The 16824-nt window shown below is 41.5% G+C and carries 12 protein-coding genes, 2 tRNA genes and 3 rRNA genes; all 17 read left to right on the top strand.

Features of this window, described 5'->3' with window-relative positions:
• The first annotated feature begins 46 nt into the window (after window positions 1–46).
• The 17 genes from BT_RS06630 to BT_RS06550 all read left to right on the top strand — a co-directional run bounded on the left by BT_RS06630 (window position 47) and on the right by BT_RS06550 (window position 16819).
• Window positions 47–703: a murein L,D-transpeptidase catalytic domain-containing protein gene (locus BT_RS06630; RefSeq protein WP_011107703.1), complete on the top strand. Its 657-nt coding sequence runs from the start codon at window positions 47–49 to the stop codon at window positions 701–703.
• A gap of 76 nt (window positions 704–779) precedes the next feature.
• Window positions 780–1181: a hypothetical protein gene (locus BT_RS06625; protein ID WP_011107702.1), complete on the top strand. Its 402-nt coding sequence runs from the start codon at window positions 780–782 to the stop codon at window positions 1179–1181.
• Window positions 1182–1262: 81 nt separating this feature from the next.
• Complete coding sequence (locus BT_RS06620; protein WP_011107701.1) at window positions 1263–2462, top strand: clostripain-related cysteine peptidase; 1200 nt, start codon at window positions 1263–1265, stop codon at window positions 2460–2462.
• 744 nt (window positions 2463–3206) lie between these two features.
• A 16S ribosomal RNA gene (locus BT_RS06615) occupies window positions 3207–4731 on the top strand.
• A gap of 161 nt (window positions 4732–4892) precedes the next feature.
• Window positions 4893–4966, top strand: a tRNA-Ile gene (locus BT_RS06610).
• 54 nt (window positions 4967–5020) lie between these two features.
• Window positions 5021–5094 (top strand) — tRNA-Ala (locus BT_RS06605).
• A gap of 162 nt (window positions 5095–5256) precedes the next feature.
• A 23S ribosomal RNA gene (locus BT_RS06600) occupies window positions 5257–8135 on the top strand.
• Between the two features lie 117 nt (window positions 8136–8252).
• A 5S ribosomal RNA gene (gene rrf, locus BT_RS06595) occupies window positions 8253–8363 on the top strand.
• The 16S, 23S and 5S rRNA genes sit together here with 2 tRNA genes alongside, the layout of an rRNA operon.
• Window positions 8364–8682: 319 nt before the next feature.
• Window positions 8683–9531 carry an ABC transporter ATP-binding protein gene (locus BT_RS06590; protein WP_011107699.1) on the top strand — a complete coding sequence of 283 codons (849 nt, stop codon included), beginning with the start codon at window positions 8683–8685 and terminating at the stop codon, window positions 9529–9531.
• 3 nt (window positions 9532–9534) lie between these two features.
• Window positions 9535–10350, top strand: a complete 816-nt coding sequence (locus tag BT_RS06585; protein WP_011107698.1) for a hypothetical protein — start codon at window positions 9535–9537, stop codon at window positions 10348–10350.
• Window positions 10351–10365: 15 nt separating this feature from the next.
• On the top strand, window positions 10366–10737 hold the full coding sequence (locus tag BT_RS06580) for a GntR family transcriptional regulator (protein ID WP_010538531.1): 372 nt from the start codon (window positions 10366–10368) through the stop codon (window positions 10735–10737).
• Between the two features lie 14 nt (window positions 10738–10751).
• Window positions 10752–11552 (top strand): hypothetical protein, encoded by an 801-nt coding sequence (locus BT_RS06575; protein ID WP_011107697.1) that lies wholly within the window; start codon window positions 10752–10754, stop codon window positions 11550–11552.
• Between the two features lie 17 nt (window positions 11553–11569).
• Window positions 11570–12016 carry a hypothetical protein gene (locus BT_RS06570; RefSeq protein WP_011107696.1) on the top strand — a complete coding sequence of 149 codons (447 nt, stop codon included), beginning with the start codon at window positions 11570–11572 and terminating at the stop codon, window positions 12014–12016.
• A 224-nt stretch (window positions 12017–12240) separates the two neighbouring features.
• Window positions 12241–12831, top strand: coding sequence for a hypothetical protein (locus BT_RS06565; protein ID WP_010538528.1), 591 nt, complete (start codon window positions 12241–12243; stop codon window positions 12829–12831).
• Window positions 12832–12842: 11 nt separating this feature from the next.
• Window positions 12843–13685 carry a DUF2764 domain-containing protein gene (locus tag BT_RS06560; RefSeq protein ID WP_011107695.1) on the top strand — a complete coding sequence of 281 codons (843 nt, stop codon included), beginning with the start codon at window positions 12843–12845 and terminating at the stop codon, window positions 13683–13685.
• Window positions 13686–13702: 17 nt separating this feature from the next.
• The gene (locus BT_RS06555) at window positions 13703–15460 is read left to right on the top strand and encodes a V-type ATP synthase subunit A (protein WP_010538526.1); all 1758 of its coding nucleotides are present in this window, start codon (window positions 13703–13705) and stop codon (window positions 15458–15460) included.
• Between the two features lie 33 nt (window positions 15461–15493).
• A complete protein-coding gene (locus BT_RS06550) occupies window positions 15494–16819 on the top strand; it encodes a V-type ATP synthase subunit B (protein ID WP_008762991.1) in 1326 nt (441 codons plus the stop codon).
• Window positions 16820–16824 lie beyond the last annotated feature (5 nt).

Genomic DNA, 16824 nt, shown 5'->3' with positions numbered 1-16824 from the left:
TGCGACTTTTTACTTAGCTGTTGTTTATCTTATACTATGCAAATTTATGAAGAAGTCTGTTCTGATATTATTCACTCTTGTGGGGATTGGTATTGGCTTTGTCGCTTACGGGCGATGTACTGGGACCGCTGGTGAGCTTGCAGTTGGGACTGTTGCATCTCATGCCGTTCCTTCGCCCTCCAGCAAAGAACAGCGTCTGCAAGAGAAAGCTCTTGCAGCGAAAGCCTACTGTATAGAGAATGGATTTAATACGAATTATTGTTTTCTGATAGATTTCAGTATTCCTTCCGGTAAAAAACGTTTCTTTGTCTGGGACTTCAAAGGTGACTCCATCAAATATTCAAGTCTGTGTGCTCATGGATATGGCAAGGAGAGCACGTTGAAAAAGCCGGTATATAGTAATGTGGAAGGGAGTTATTGTTCTTCTTTGGGAAAGTATAAGGTCGGAATTCGCTCATATAGCAAATGGGGAATTAATGTGCATTATAAATTGCATGGGCTGGAACCGACAAATAGCAATGCTTTCAAACGATATATCGTACTGCATTCTTATACTCCGGTGCCGGCTTCGGAGATATCCCCCATGTATCTTCCATTAGGCATTAGCCAGGGGTGTCCTGTGATTTGTGACGAGGTGATGCGTAAAGTGGATGCTCTGCTAAAAGTCGAAAAGAAGTCCGTGTTATTATGGATATATGAATAGAAATACTAAATCTTAATGATAAATAGATGATATTTCTTCTTTTTTGTTACCTTTGCCACAATTAAAAATTTATGATATGAAATACGTAAAAATACTATTTGCAATGGCACTTGTGTTGACAATGTGCTCGGCTTTCTCTTTAAAGAAAGGCCACTCTAAAACAGTTTATGCCTTCGGAATTGCTGCCTCCTTTACGGATACGGTTGTGTATTTTACGGATATTCAGATATTGGATAGTGCGAAGGTTAGCAAGGAAGGTTTCCTCACTCATCGTGATTTGTATAGCTATCAGTTGAAGAACTATGTGGAAGATAACGGACTGCAGCAGAATAGTACATGTATGATCTATTTCTCAGAAAACAGAAAGAAGCTGGAGAAAGAAGCAACGAAAATTCTGAGTAAATATAAAAGGAACAGGAATACAACAGTGACACGGATTGATACTGATAAGTTCCATTTTATAAAACCGGAAGAGTAAGAGATTTATTGTTAATATGATAAGAGATGCAAGTTTGCATCTCTTATTTTTTTATCTTTGCGGTCATAACAAATGAAGAATATGATGAAAAAGATTAAAATATTATCCCTTTTGGTGTGTTTGATTGCTCTATTTACGGCTTGTCATGATGAAGAGGATAAAACTAATTATGGTTCGCGTACTGTGTTAGTTTATATTGCGGGTGACAACTCTCTTTCTCGTTTTGCCAGTGAAGATTTAAATGAAATGATAGAAGGTATGCAGAGTGTGGATGATAATCACAACAATCTGCTGGTTTATATGGATAAAGGTTCGAATCCCAAGCTGATTCGTTTGAGAAAAGATAAAGACGTAGTAGTGCAAGATGTTATTGCCACTTATGATGCACAGAATTCTGTCGATGTTGATGTTATGAAGAATGTTTTTACAACAGCTTTTTCTCATTATCCGGCGGACAGCTATGGTGTTGTCTTTTGGTCGCATGGTGATGGTTGGCTTCCTTATAATAATCCTTCTACTCGTTGGTGGGGACAGGATACTGGTAATGGAGATAACAGAATGAATATCCCTGATTTAAATGAAGCATTATCTGTAGCTCCTCATTTTGATTTTATATTATTTGATGCTTGTTATATGCAATCTGTTGAGGTCGTTTATCAATTACGTAATCGAGCTGATTATTTTATTGGTTCTCCGACAGAAATACCAGGTCCCGGAGCCCCTTATGAGGTAGTGGTTCCTGCATTGTTTGCTGTGAATAGTCCGGCTGTTAGTATTGCAGAAAATTATTATTCTGTTTATGCTAAAAAATATAATAGTACCGGTGCCGGCATTTCAAATGAAAATTGGACAGGAGGAGTTTCGATTTCTGTTATAAAAAGTAGTGAGTTATCGGCATTAGCTGCTGCTACGAGAGATGTTTTGCAAACAGCGGTCTCTATGCAGCAGTCGCATAATATCGATATTTCTAGTATATTGTGCTATGATCCTTTACGTGAAAATAATTATCATGATTTGATGGGGCTGATGCAGTCAATACAAGGAAACTCACAAGCTTTTAATCATTACAAAGAAATGTATAAGAATGCTGTTATATGGAAAAATACTACAGATAATAATTATTGTACATATTCATCGGGCTATGGTAAGATGGTTTCTATGGATGGATTTGAAGGAGTCTCTACTTATATATTGCGTGAAAATAATTCTAGCCAGGAGAAATATTATCGTCAATTTGTGGAATGGTATTCTGCTGCCGATTGGGATTCTGTTGATTGGTAGTTCTAAGGTTGGTGATATTTGATTAATAACTTATATTTATTGTTCAGCTGAAATGAAAATTCTTTTAATGAGAAATTGTTTTCGGTTTATCATATTTCTTTTGTTTAGCATTGATTTATAGCTTCTAATTTATCGAATACTTGGTGACACTATGCTGTTATTATAGTGACAGTATCTTTGTTGGATGGTGTCACTATCGTAACAGGATAGTGTCACTATCTTTTTTTAATGATATAGCTATATAATAATGTATATAGATTCTTCCTACTTTTAAAGCTATAAAGAGAAAATCTCTTTTCGACATCCTTGTCAATCAGTAAGTTATATTTTTAATCAAAAAAACTTTGAAAAAAGAGTAGTATATATTTGGATATTGTCATTAAGTTCTCTACTTTTGCACCCGCTTTGCTAGAGAGACAGAGCCTAACAATTGACATTCTGTTAGAGAATAAGGCTTCAGAGAATAAAAACAAAAAAAACTTCGAAAAAGTTTGGATGTTATCTGAAAAAGTCCTTATCTTTGCATCCGCTTTCGCTAAGAAAGCTGCGTGACAGAAGTCACGTTAGTTCTTTGAAATATTGATAAACAATACAAGTAGTACAAGAAAAAATAGAACCGTCAATACTTGTTCGATATATAGCAATATGTATCTGAATGACAGGTATTAATGAAGTCAATAAATTGTACGGCATCCTGAACAGAGCAAATACCATTCTTTCATAAGAATGATAAACAATACTTTTACAATGAAGAGTTTGATCCTGGCTCAGGATGAACGCTAGCTACAGGCTTAACACATGCAAGTCGAGGGGCATCATGCTTATAGCAATATAAGTGATGGCGACCGGCGCACGGGTGAGTAACACGTATCCAACCTGCCGATAACTCGGGGATAGCCTTTCGAAAGAAAGATTAATACCCGATGGTATAATAAAACCGCATGGTTTAATTATTAAAGAATTTCGGTTATCGATGGGGATGCGTTCCATTAGGCAGTTGGTGAGGTAACGGCTCACCAAACCTTCGATGGATAGGGGTTCTGAGAGGAAGGTCCCCCACATTGGAACTGAGACACGGTCCAAACTCCTACGGGAGGCAGCAGTGAGGAATATTGGTCAATGGACGGGAGTCTGAACCAGCCAAGTAGCGTGAAGGATGACTGCCCTATGGGTTGTAAACTTCTTTTATATGGGAATAAAGTGATCCACGTGTGGAATTTTGTATGTACCATATGAATAAGGATCGGCTAACTCCGTGCCAGCAGCCGCGGTAATACGGAGGATCCGAGCGTTATCCGGATTTATTGGGTTTAAAGGGAGCGTAGGTGGACAGTTAAGTCAGTTGTGAAAGTTTGCGGCTCAACCGTAAAATTGCAGTTGATACTGGCTGTCTTGAGTACAGTAGAGGTGGGCGGAATTCGTGGTGTAGCGGTGAAATGCTTAGATATCACGAAGAACTCCGATTGCGAAGGCAGCTCACTGGACTGCAACTGACACTGATGCTCGAAAGTGTGGGTATCAAACAGGATTAGATACCCTGGTAGTCCACACAGTAAACGATGAATACTCGCTGTTTGCGATATACAGTAAGCGGCCAAGCGAAAGCATTAAGTATTCCACCTGGGGAGTACGCCGGCAACGGTGAAACTCAAAGGAATTGACGGGGGCCCGCACAAGCGGAGGAACATGTGGTTTAATTCGATGATACGCGAGGAACCTTACCCGGGCTTAAATTGCATTTGAATATATTGGAAACAGGTTAGCCGCAAGGCAAATGTGAAGGTGCTGCATGGTTGTCGTCAGCTCGTGCCGTGAGGTGTCGGCTTAAGTGCCATAACGAGCGCAACCCTTATCTTTAGTTACTAACAGGTCATGCTGAGGACTCTAGAGAGACTGCCGTCGTAAGATGTGAGGAAGGTGGGGATGACGTCAAATCAGCACGGCCCTTACGTCCGGGGCTACACACGTGTTACAATGGGGGGTACAGAAGGCAGCTACCTGGTGACAGGATGCTAATCCCAAAAGCCTCTCTCAGTTCGGATCGAAGTCTGCAACCCGACTTCGTGAAGCTGGATTCGCTAGTAATCGCGCATCAGCCATGGCGCGGTGAATACGTTCCCGGGCCTTGTACACACCGCCCGTCAAGCCATGAAAGCCGGGGGTACCTGAAGTACGTAACCGCAAGGAGCGTCCTAGGGTAAAACTGGTAATTGGGGCTAAGTCGTAACAAGGTAGCCGTACCGGAAGGTGCGGCTGGAACACCTCCTTTCTGGAGCGATGTCGTAACAACGATTTCATAGGTTCTATTATTGTACTACTGGTACTTGTTTATTTATAACATATAGATCAACCATCTATAGAAGTATAGATAGAGATAAACAAGAGAAAAGAAAGAAGCCGAGTCTAACATCAGGTAGACAAGGTTGAACTAGTCCTATAGCTCAGTTGGTTAGAGCGCTACACTGATAATGTAGAGGTCGGCAGTTCAACTCTGCCTGGGACTACTCCGAACAAAAATTGTCGTTGTCAATTCATTATTGCAATGTTCAATTACTCTTGGGGGATTAGCTCAGCTGGCTAGAGCATCTGCCTTGCACGCAGAGGGTCAACGGTTCGAATCCGTTATTCTCCACAGTCTCTGAAAAGAGAAACGATCTTTGACATGATGTACAAAAAGTAAAATTTAGTAAAGAGCTAAAAGTATATATCGAACCGTACGTTTTAAGTACAACACTATTAAGTACTTTGGGTTAATACCTGATACTTAATACCTGATACTTAAAAGTAAGTTTGAAAGAAAGTAAGCAAGGGCGCATGGCGGATGCCTTGGCTCTCGGAGGCGATGAAGGACGTGATAAGCTGCGATAAGCTCTGGGTAGGTGCAAATAACCTTTGATCCAGAGATTTCCGAATGGGACAACCCGGCATTCTGAAGGAATGTCATCCATCTTTGATGGAAGCTAACGCAGGGAACTGAAACATCTTAGTACCTGTAGGAAAAGAAAATAATAATGATTCCCCTAGTAGTGGCGAGCGAACGGGGAATAGCCCAAACCACCCATGTTACGGCATGTGTGGGGTTGTAGGACCACGATGTCGCAAGACATTTGATGAGTAGAATCCTCTGGAAAGTTGAACCATAGACGGTGATAGTCCGGTATACGAAGTCAAATTAAGCGTAGTGGTATCCTGAGTAGCGCGGGACACGAGAAATCTTGCGTGAATCTGCCGGGACCATCCGGTAAGGCTAAATACTCCCGAGAGACCGATAGCGAACCAGTACTGTGAAGGAAAGGTGAAAAGCACTTCGAATAGAAGAGTGAAATAGTCCCTGAAACCGTGCGCCTACAAGCGGTCGGAGCTGCTTAAGCAGTGACGGCGTGCCTTTTGCATAATGAACCTACGAGTTACTTTTTCCGGCAAGGTTAAGCATCTTGAGATGTGCAGCCGAAGCGAAAGCGAGTCTGAACAGGGCGTCGAGTCGGAAGGAGTAGACGCGAAACCAAGTGATCTACCCTTGGTCAGGTTGAAGGTTAGGTAACACTAACTGGAGGACCGAACCGATAAGCGTTGAAAAGCTTCCGGATGAACTGAGGGTGGGGGTGAAAGGCTAATCAAACTTGGAGATAGCTCGTACTCCCCGAAATGCATTTAGGTGCAGCCTTGTGAGTTACTAATGTGAGGTAGAGCGACTGATAAGATGCGAGGGCTTCACCGCCTATCAAGTCTTGATAAACTCCGAATGCGCATTAGTTCTATCACAGGAGTGAGGGCATGGGTGCTAAGGTCCATGTCCTAAAGGAGAAGAATCCAGACCATCAGCTAAGGTCCCCAAATAAACACTAAGTTGAACTAACGAAGTCAGATTGCTAAGACAGCTAGGATGTTGGCTTGGAAGCAGCCATTCATTTAAAGAGTGCGTAACAGCTCACTAGTCGAGGAGTTTGGCGTGGATAATAATCGGGCATCAAGTGTTTTACCGAAGCTATGGGATCAGTAATGATCGGTAGGGGAGCATTCCACTCAGCGTCGAAGGTGAAGCGTGAGCTTTGCTGGAGCGTGTGGAAAAGCAAATGTAGGTATAAGTAACGATAAAGGGGGTGAGAAACCCCCTCGCCGAAAGACTAAGGTTTCCTGATCAACGCTAATCGGATCAGGGTTAGTCGGGTCCTAAGGCTCAGCCGAACGGTGAGGCCGATGGCAGAACAGGTTAATATTCCTGTACTACCTTAAAGAGTGACGTGGAGACGGAGGCGTGACAGCGCCGCGGACTGACGGAATAGTCCGTTGAAGGGTGTAGATGCTGATCATCCCAGGCAAATCCGGGATGAGAGTCGAACCTGATAGTATGGAACGTTCTTCGGAACAATCCAATAGTGCGTGTAAACATACTCCCAAGAAAATCCGCTAAACTTAATCTTTAAGGTACCCGTACCGCAAACGGACACACGTAGTCGGGTTGAATATACTAAGGCGCTTGAGTGATTCACGGTTAAGGAACTAGGCAAATTGACCCTGTAACTTCGGGATAAAGGGTCCCAACGAGAGTTGGGCGCAGAGAATAGGTCCAGGCAACTGTTTAACAAAAACACAGGGCTGTGCGAAATTGAAAGATAATGTATACAGCCTGACACCTGCCCGGTGCTGGAAGGTTAAGAGGAGATGTCATCGCAAGAGAAGCATTGAATTGAAGCCCCAGTAAACGGCGGCCGTAACTATAACGGTCCTAAGGTAGCGAAATTCCTTGTCGGGTAAGTTCCGACCTGCACGAATGGTGTAATGATCTGGACACTGTCTCAACCGTGAGCTCAGTGAAATTGTAGTATCGGTGAAGATGCCGATTACCCGCGATGGGACGAAAAGACCCCGTGAACCTTTACTATAGCTTAACATTGAATTTGGGTAATTGATGTGTAGGATAGGCCGGAGACTTTGAAGCGCAGACGCCAGTTTGTGTGGAGTCGCTGTTGAAATACGGCCCTTTGATTATTTGAGTTCTAACTCGTAGTACGAGGACACTGTTTGGTGGGTAGTTTGACTGGGGTGGTCGCCTCCAAAATAGTAACGGAGGCTTCTAAAGGTGCCCTCACGACGATTGGTAACCGTCGGGAGAGTGTAATGGCATAAGGGCGCTTGACTGGGAGACTTACAAGTCGATCAGGTAGGAAACTAGAGCATAGTGATCCGGTGTTTCCGTATGGAAGGGACATCGCTCAAAGGATAAAAGGTACTCCGGGGATAACAGGCTGATCCCTCCCAAGAGCTCATATCGACGGAGGGGTTTGGCACCTCGATGTCGGCTCGTCACATCCTGGGGCTGGAGAAGGTCCCAAGGGTTGGGCTGTTCGCCCATTAAAGTGGCACGCGAGCTGGGTTCAGAACGTCGTGAGACAGTTCGGTCTCTATCTATCGTGGGCGTATGAAATTTGCGTGGCTCTGACACTAGTACGAGAGGACCGTGTTGGACTGACCGCTGGTTTACCAGTTGTGCCGCCAGGTGCATTGCTGGGTATCTAAGTCGGGATTGGATAAGTGCTGAAAGCATCTAAGTACGAAGCCAGCCACAAGATTAGATTTCTTAGGGTCGTTAAAGACGATGACGTTGATAGGATGCAGGTGTAAAGGTGGTAACATCAAAGCCGAGCATTACTAATTGCCCGTTCACTTCCTTTCGACTTTGTACGGGTTGGATATATACGTTTAGCGAGCGTATCAGTAAGTTCATTAAATTGGATCTGATATCTTACTTAAATTTTACTTTTCATCATGTCATAACCTTATTGAATTTATTCAGGTGGTTATAGCACGAGGGTTCCACCTCTTCCCATTCCGAACAGAGAAGTTAAGCCTCGTCACGCCGATGGTACTGCGTAACAGTGGGAGAGTAGGTAGCCGCCGTTTTTAAGAGTCCCCGCCAGTCTTTATTGACTGGCGGGGATTTCTGTGTTTATACCCATCCATCATCTTTGCTATATTCTATCTTTTATCTTTATAAAGCCATATATTAGCTTCATTTTAGTTCAATCGGATTCGAATGATTCCTACTTTTAAAACTTCTTATTCTATCGAAATCATATTCTCCTGTTGATTTCCTGTAGTTTGATCTAATTTATTTTCCTTTTCTTTTGTTTTTTCAGAACAAATGTATACTTTTGTAGTGTACTATTAAACTAACACACTTAGCACCATATATTAGCTCTAACAACTAAAAAATAATATTATGATTAAAGTTGAGAATTTATCTTTTACTTATCCCAAATCAAAGCACATGGTATTACACGACTTTTCTTTTTCTTTAGAGGCAGGTCGGGTTTATGGACTGTTGGGACGTAATGGGGCAGGGAAATCAACCCTCCTTTATTTGATAACTGGATTATTGACTCCGAAAAAAGGGAAAATAATGTACCATGATATAAATGTCCGTTCTCGTCTGCCAATGACATTGCAGGATATGTTCTTGGTTCCGGAAGAATTTGAATTACCTTCTATATCGTTGAAAAAGTATATTGACTTGAATGCTCCTTTTTATCCAAACTTTAGCAAAGAGGATATGTATAAGTATCTTCATTGTTTTGAAATGGATATGGATGTGAATTTAGGGGCACTTTCTATGGGGCAAAAAAAGAAAGTATTTATGAGTTTTGCTTTAGCTACCAATACTTCTCTTTTATTGATGGATGAACCGACAAATGGATTGGATATTCCGGGAAAGAGCCAGTTTCGCAAATTTATGGCATCGGGGATGACAGATAATAAAACAATTGTGATTTCAACTCATCAGATACGTGATATAGACAAAATGCTGGATTCTGTTATGATCATGGATGAAAGCCGGGTATTATTGAATGAATCGACAGTGCATATATGCGAGAAATTGTGCTTTAAGGAAAGTGATGACCGTAGTCTGATTGATAAAGCGCTTTTTGCCGTTCCTTCTTTGCATGGGAATAGTTTGCTTTTACTGAATGAACACAACGAAGATTCAGATATCAACATAGAACTGCTATTTAATGCAATACTGGCACAACCACAAAAGATTGCTAATTTGTTTCACGCTCAAGAAGAATAGATTATGATAAAGGATACATTTTTTAGTTTTTCTCGCTTTGGAAAATTATGCCATAAAGAGATTTTAGAGAATTGGAAGTTGTACACTCTTCGCACATTGATGATGTATGGAGTTTTGGCAATTGCATTGATATGGGTAGGCTGTTCTGAATATAAAAGCTATAATCCTCTCTATTCGTTTGATGAATTGAATGTGCATGTAACTACTCTGGTCATTTGGATGTGGGCTTGGTGGGGATTTGTGTGCCTTGGTACTTCGTTGGCATTCGAATCAATGAAGTCTAAACCAAGGCGTATTACAAATTTGATGTTACCTGCTAGTACGTTTGAGAAGTTTTTTCTTCACTGGCTGATCTATGTACTTATTCTTCCGTTACTTATCTACTTTTTTATGATATTGGCAGATTATACCCGCGTTTTGATTTGCTCAATGGTATATTCGGAAATACCTTCTATAGAACCGACACAATTTAAGTATTTTGTTGACCAGGGAGATGGTGGGTATTCATTATGTCATAATTGGTCTCAAGGAATTTTATTGATTTCACTTAATCTATATGTTCAATCTTTATTTTTGCTAGGGAGCATTTTCTGGTCTAAGAATACTTTTCTTAAAACGCTTATAAGTTTGGTTGTAATAGGCTTTGTCTATTATTGGAGCGGAGTAGTTGCTATTCATGTGTTTGCAGATAATGATATTGTAAATTTGAATTCATTTATCTTTAAATGGGGACACATCTTATTCCCAATATTGACTATTATAAATTGGACATTGACTTATTTCCGCTTGAAAGAGTCGGAAGTAATCCATCGAATATAGAAAAGGAGGGTATGTATGAATTTTAAAGAAAGCAGAGCAATATATTTACAGATAGCCGACCGTATTTGTGATGACATCTTGTTGGGACAATACGAGGAAGAAGGACGTATCCCTTCTGTCAGGGAATATGCGTCTATTGTAGAAGTGAATGCAAATACAGTAATGCGTTCGTATGAGTATCTTCAGTCTCAGGAGGTGATTTACAATAAAAGAGGGATTGGCTTTTTTGTAGCGTCCGGGGCAAAGATGCTGATTCATTCATTGCGAAAAGAGCAATTCTTAAAAGAAGAAGTCGGTAGCTTTTTCAGGCAACTTTATACACTTGGTATTTCTATCAAAGAAATAGAGAAGATGTATTATGAGTTTATACAAAGACAAAATCAATAATAAACAGATAAGATATGAAACGCACAACATATATAATAATAGGACTTTTTGTATTGGGCTTATTCTTTATACCTATCCTTCTGCATACACCTGGCGGTGAGAAAACCGATAATCGTTTATCAATGGAAGGTGAGCGGACTGAAATAGAAATGACGGGAATCCGTCATGTGAAGGTTGTTGAAAAGCTAGGGAAGATAGATAAAGATCATATAGGCGTGTTAGGTCAGTTGGATGTGGAGGCTTCTCACTCTTCAGGTAAGAGTATATTTGTGTATCCGAAAAGTCAATATTTGCATGTGACACAAGAAGGGGATTGCTTATTGATTGAAATTAATCTGGATAATGAAGATATCTATCAGGTAATTAGACAGGTAGAAAATGGATGCAGATTGGTTTTAGATGGTTTGAATCTGGAATTGAAAACGGATTCAACATTGTTATCTATTGAGAATCGTGCGGCTAGGCTGGATATTAATGTAAGGAAATTGTGTTTGGACTCTTTATATCTCTTTAATGACGAATGGCAGAATATCTCATTGACTTCTTGTCGCTTTCGTTCGTTGGATATAAAAGGAGAGAAGTTGCAATTGAAAGCTGAGTGGGTAGAGGCTACAAACTATTATGAAGAGTTAGGGACTTTTAGAAGTCGTGAGACTACTCAGTTTATGGTTGAGAATCTGTATTTATCAGGAAAAGATTCGCATAAGTATCGGCCAGGTATAAATTGTAATCGTATCTTCTGGAGTCCTCAGGTCAGAGATGCAGAACTTGAGCTGACCTTGAATCAGAAGAGTGAGATTATATTGAATCGTTGAACATAAATGAAAAGGAAATGAAAGTCATAAAGTCTATTGCAGTTTTAAGTCTGTCAGCTTGTTTGTTTGCTTGTACTTCCAAACCTGATTTAGACGGATTTCGGAAGGTAGATATTAGTAATAATATGCTGGATACGATGCCGGAAGGCAGATTGAGCAATTATAAAGAAACGATAGAGAAAACTTATTTATTGGGGTGTCTGGTATTGAGTACAGCCGGTAGCTCGTCAGAAAGTTCTCCGGCTCAGTTGAAAGAATGGAAGGAGGCTCTGAGTATGCCCGATACGATAAAGCCGATATATAGGGAGAGACTGTGGGACTTTGTTTTTTATCCCCAGATTACTTATGAAGTTGAATCTAAGTATTTAGGTATTTATCAACGAAGAAAAACAGTAATTAAAGGTATCGGGCTTGATATGATAACAGGAGAAGAAGAAAAATATATCAAATCGAGACAAAAGTAGTTTTTGAGTATTTTATTCATTATAATATTTTAAAGCAGGTGTCATTTAGTAATATTACTAGGATATAACCGGAATAAAATTGGTGTAAAAGTGTGATTTTATAAGAAGAGAGGCGTTTTCTTTGCGTCTTTCTCTTTTTTATCAAATTGATTTTTGTAAATTTGGCGAGAATCTTACAGAGACACACAGTTAATATAGTAATAATACTAAATACTCCTGTTAATATGGAAAACAAAATTCAAGAGTTGACCGATAAGATTTATCGTGAAGGCGTGGAAAAGGGAAACGAGGAAGCGCAGAGACTTATCGCGAATGCTCAGGAAGAAGCAAAGAAGATTATTGAAGATGCTCGTAAAGAAGCTGACTCAATTGTTGCTGCCTCTCGTAAATCTGCTGATGAACTGGCAGATAATACAAAATCAGAGTTAAAACTATTTTCCGGTCAGGCTGTCAATGCACTCAAATCCGAGATTGCAACGATGGTCACTGACAAGTTGATAACCGCTTCTGTGAAGGATTTCGCTCAGGATAAGGATTATCTGAATGCGTTTATCGTTGCGCTGGCATCCAAATGGAGTGTAGATGAACCTATTGTCATCTCAACGGCTGACGCTGAATCACTGAAAAAGTATTTCGCAGCTCATGCAAAAGCTCTGCTGGATAAAGGTGTGACGATCGAACAAGTGAACGGTATCAAAACTTTATTCACGGTTTCTCCGGCGGACGGTTCATATAAGGTGAACTTCGGAGAAGAAGAATTCATGAATTACTTCAAAGCGTTCTTGCGTCCTCAATTGGTAGAAATGCTATTTTAAAAGAAGCGACTATGAGTAGTAAATACTATTACTTGGTAGCCGGTTTGCCGGAACTCACTCTGGAGGACAGTAAACTGAGCTATACAGTAGCCGATTTTAAAACCGAAATCTACAGTGGATTGTCTGCTTCAGACCAGAAGTTGATTGACCTGTTCTATCTGAAGTTTGATAATGCCAACGTGTTGAAACTCCTCAAAGACAAAGAGGCGGAAATAGACAGACGGGGAAACTATTCTGCTGCGGAACTCACCGAGTATATTTCTATTCTGAAAGAAGGCGGTGAGATCAGTCCTAAAGAATTCCCTTCCTATTTATCTACTTTTATTTCCGACTATCTGAATACTCCGGCTGAAAGCATAGTGTTGCAGGAAGACCATCTGGCTGCTCTGTATTATGAACATGCTATGAAATGCGGAAATAAGTTCGTCTCTTCCTGGTTTGAATTCAATCTGAACATTAATAATATTCTTGTTGCATTTACAGCCCGTAAATTCAAATGGGATATTGCTTCCCATATTGTAGGAAATACGGAAGTGTGCGAAGCTTTGCGTACATCCAGTGCCCGCGATTTTGGTTTGTCCGGTGAAGTGGATGTTTTTGAATCGTTGGTGAAGACCAGTGAGATTACGGAACTGGTGGAACGTGAAAAGAAATTGGATGCTCTGCGGTGGAACTGGATGGAAGATGCTATCTTCTTCGATTATTTCACTGTAGAACGTATTTTCGCTTTCTTACTGAAGCTGGAAATGATTGAGCGTTGGATTTCATTGGATAAGGAAAGAGGAAATCAATTGTTCCGAAGCATTATTGAATCGCTGAAGAATGAGGTACAGATTCCCGCAGAATTCAGATAATAAATTAAAAAAAATATATGGCAACAAAAGGAACTGTTAGTGGCGTTATTGCCAACATGGTGACCCTCGTCGTTGACGGCCCGGTAGCTCAGAATGAGATTTGTTATATCTCTACCGGTGGCGATAGATTGATGGCGGAGGTGATTAAGGTTGTAGGTTCGCATGTGTATGTTCAGGTGTTCGAAAGCACACGTGGACTGAAGGTGGGCGCCGAAGCCGAATTTACAGGACACATGCTTGAAGTGACCTTGGGTCCGGGTATGTTATCGAAAAACTATGACGGTCTGCAAAACGACCTTGACAAGATGGACGGTGTTTTCCTGAAAAGAGGACAATATACATATCCGTTGGATAAAGAACGTATATGGCATTTTGTTCCGATGGTGAGCGCCGGTGATAAAGTGGTGGCTTCCGCATGGCTGGGACAAGTGGATGAAAACTTCCAGCCGCTGAAAATTATGGCTCCGTTTACTATGAATGGAACGGCTACCGTAAAAACGATTATGCCCGAAGGGGATTATAAAATAGAAGATACAATTGCTATTCTGACAGACGAGGAAGGAAATGACATTCCGGTGACTATGATTCAGAAATGGCCGGTGAAACGGGCTATGACGAATTATAAAGAAAAACCGCGTCCTTTCAAATTGTTGGAGACCGGTGTACGTGTTATTGATACGCTGAACCCGATTGTAGAAGGTGGTACAGGATTTATCCCCGGTCCGTTCGGTACAGGCAAGACAGTGCTTCAGCATGCTATTTCCAAACAGGCAGAAGCGGATATCGTAATTATCGCGGCTTGTGGTGAACGTGCCAACGAGGTAGTGGAAATCTTTACAGAATTCCCGGAATTGGTGGACCCGCATACAGGACGCAAATTGATGGAGCGTACCATTATTATTGCAAATACTTCAAACATGCCGGTAGCCGCCCGTGAAGCATCTGTATATACAGCAATGTCTTTGGCTGAGTATTACCGTTCGATGGGACTGAAGGTATTGCTGATGGCCGACTCTACTTCCCGTTGGGCACAGGCATTGCGTGAAATGTCCAACCGTATGGAAGAATTGCCCGGACCGGATGCGTTCCCAATGGATATTTCTGCTATTATTTCTAACTTCTATGGCCGTGCAGGTTATGTAAAACTGAATAACGACGAGACCGGCTCAATTACTTTTATCGGTACGGTGTCACCTGCCGGAGGTAACTTGAAGGAGCCTGTAACGGAAAACACAAAGAAGGTAGCCCGTTGTTTCTACGCACTGGAACAGGACCGTGCCGACAAGAAACGTTATCCGGCTGTGAATCCGATTGACTCATATTCCAAATATATCGAATATCCGGAATTTGAAGAATATATCAAAGATCATATCAATGATGAATGGATCGGTAAAGTGAATGAGCTTAAAACCCGTTTGCAGCGTGGTAAAGAAATTGCCGAACAAATCAACATTCTGGGTGATGACGGTGTACCTGTAGAATACCATGTTATCTTCTGGAAATCTGAACTGATCGACTTCGTAATCCTGCAGCAGGATGCCTTTGATGAGGTGGACTCGGTAACTCCGATGGAACGTCAGGAAGCTATCCTGAATATGATCATAGATATCTGTCATACAGAATTTGAATTTGAAAACTTCAATGAAGTAATGGATTACTTCAAGAAAATGATCAATGTCTGTAAGCAGATGAACTACTCGAAGTTCAAATCAGAGCAGTACGAAGGGTTCCAGCAGCAATTAAAAGAACTGATTGCCGAAAGAAGCGTTAAATAGTAAATTGTAAATAGCTAAATCGTAAATATATAGATGGCAACAAAAGCTTTTCAAAAGATATATACCAAGATTACTCAGATTACCAAGGCTACTTGTTCGCTGAAAGCGACAGGAGTAGGGTATGACGAGCTTGCCACTGTGAACGGTAAACTGGCACAGGTGGTTAAGATTGCCGGTGACGATGTCACTCTGCAGGTATTTGAAGGTACGGAAGGTATTCCTACCAACGCTGAAGTAGTGTTCCTCGGCAAATCGCCTACGTTGAAGGTGAGTGAGCAGTTGGCAGGACGTTTCTTCAATGCTTTCGGTGATCCGATTGACGGAGGTCCGGAAATTGAAGGACAGGAAGTGGAAATCGGTGGTCCGTCAGTGAATCCGGTGCGTCGTAAACAACCGTCGGAGCTGATTGCAACGGGTATTGCCGGCATCGACTTGAATAATACACTGGTATCCGGCCAGAAGATTCCGTTCTTTGCCGACCCTGACCAGCCTTTTAATCAGGTGATGGCAAACGTGGCATTGCGTGCTGAAACAGATAAGATTATTCTGGGCGGTATGGGGATGACTAACGATGACTACCTGTACTTTAAGAACGTATTCTCTAATGCCGGTGCTCTCGACCGTATTGTGAGTTTCATGAATACAACGGAAAATCCTCCGGTAGAACGTTTGTTGATTCCGGATATGGCATTGACCGCGGCTGAATATTTCGCTGTAAACAATAATGAGAAAGTACTGGTACTGCTAACTGATATGACCAGCTACGCTGATGCGTTGGCAATCGTATCTAACCGTATGGACCAGATTCCGTCTAAAGACTCTATGCCGGGTTCGCTCTATTCGGACTTGGCGAAGATTTACGAAAAGGCGGTACAGTTCCCTTCCGGTGGTTCTATTACGATTATTGCGGTGACAACATTGTCCGGTGGCGATATCACGCACGCTGTGCCTGATAATACGGGTTATATTACGGAAGGACAGTTGTTCTTGCGTCGTGACAGTGATATCGGTAAGGTTATTGTTGACCCGTTCCGTTCATTGTCTCGTCTGAAACAGCTGGTAACCGGTAAAAAGACACGTAAAGACCATCCGCAGGTGATGAATGCCGCTGTACGTCTGTATGCCGATGCTGCAAATGCAAAGACTAAGATGGAAAACGGTTTTGACCTGACCAATTACGACGAACGTACGTTGGCTTTTGCGAAGGACTATTCTAACCAGTTGCTGGCCATTGATGTCAACCTTGATACTACTGAAATGCTGGATGTGGCCTGGGGCTTGTTCGGTGAATATTTCCGTCCGGAAGAAGTGAATATCAAGAAGGAACTTGTTGACCAATACTGGCCGAAAGGTGAATAATTAGC

Source organism: Bacteroides thetaiotaomicron VPI-5482, assembly GCF_000011065.1.
Classification (GTDB): Bacteria; Bacteroidota; Bacteroidia; order Bacteroidales; family Bacteroidaceae; genus Bacteroides; species Bacteroides thetaiotaomicron.
The sequence above is the reverse complement of the archived record's forward strand: the minus strand, read 5'-3'. Positions and strand labels throughout refer to the sequence as shown.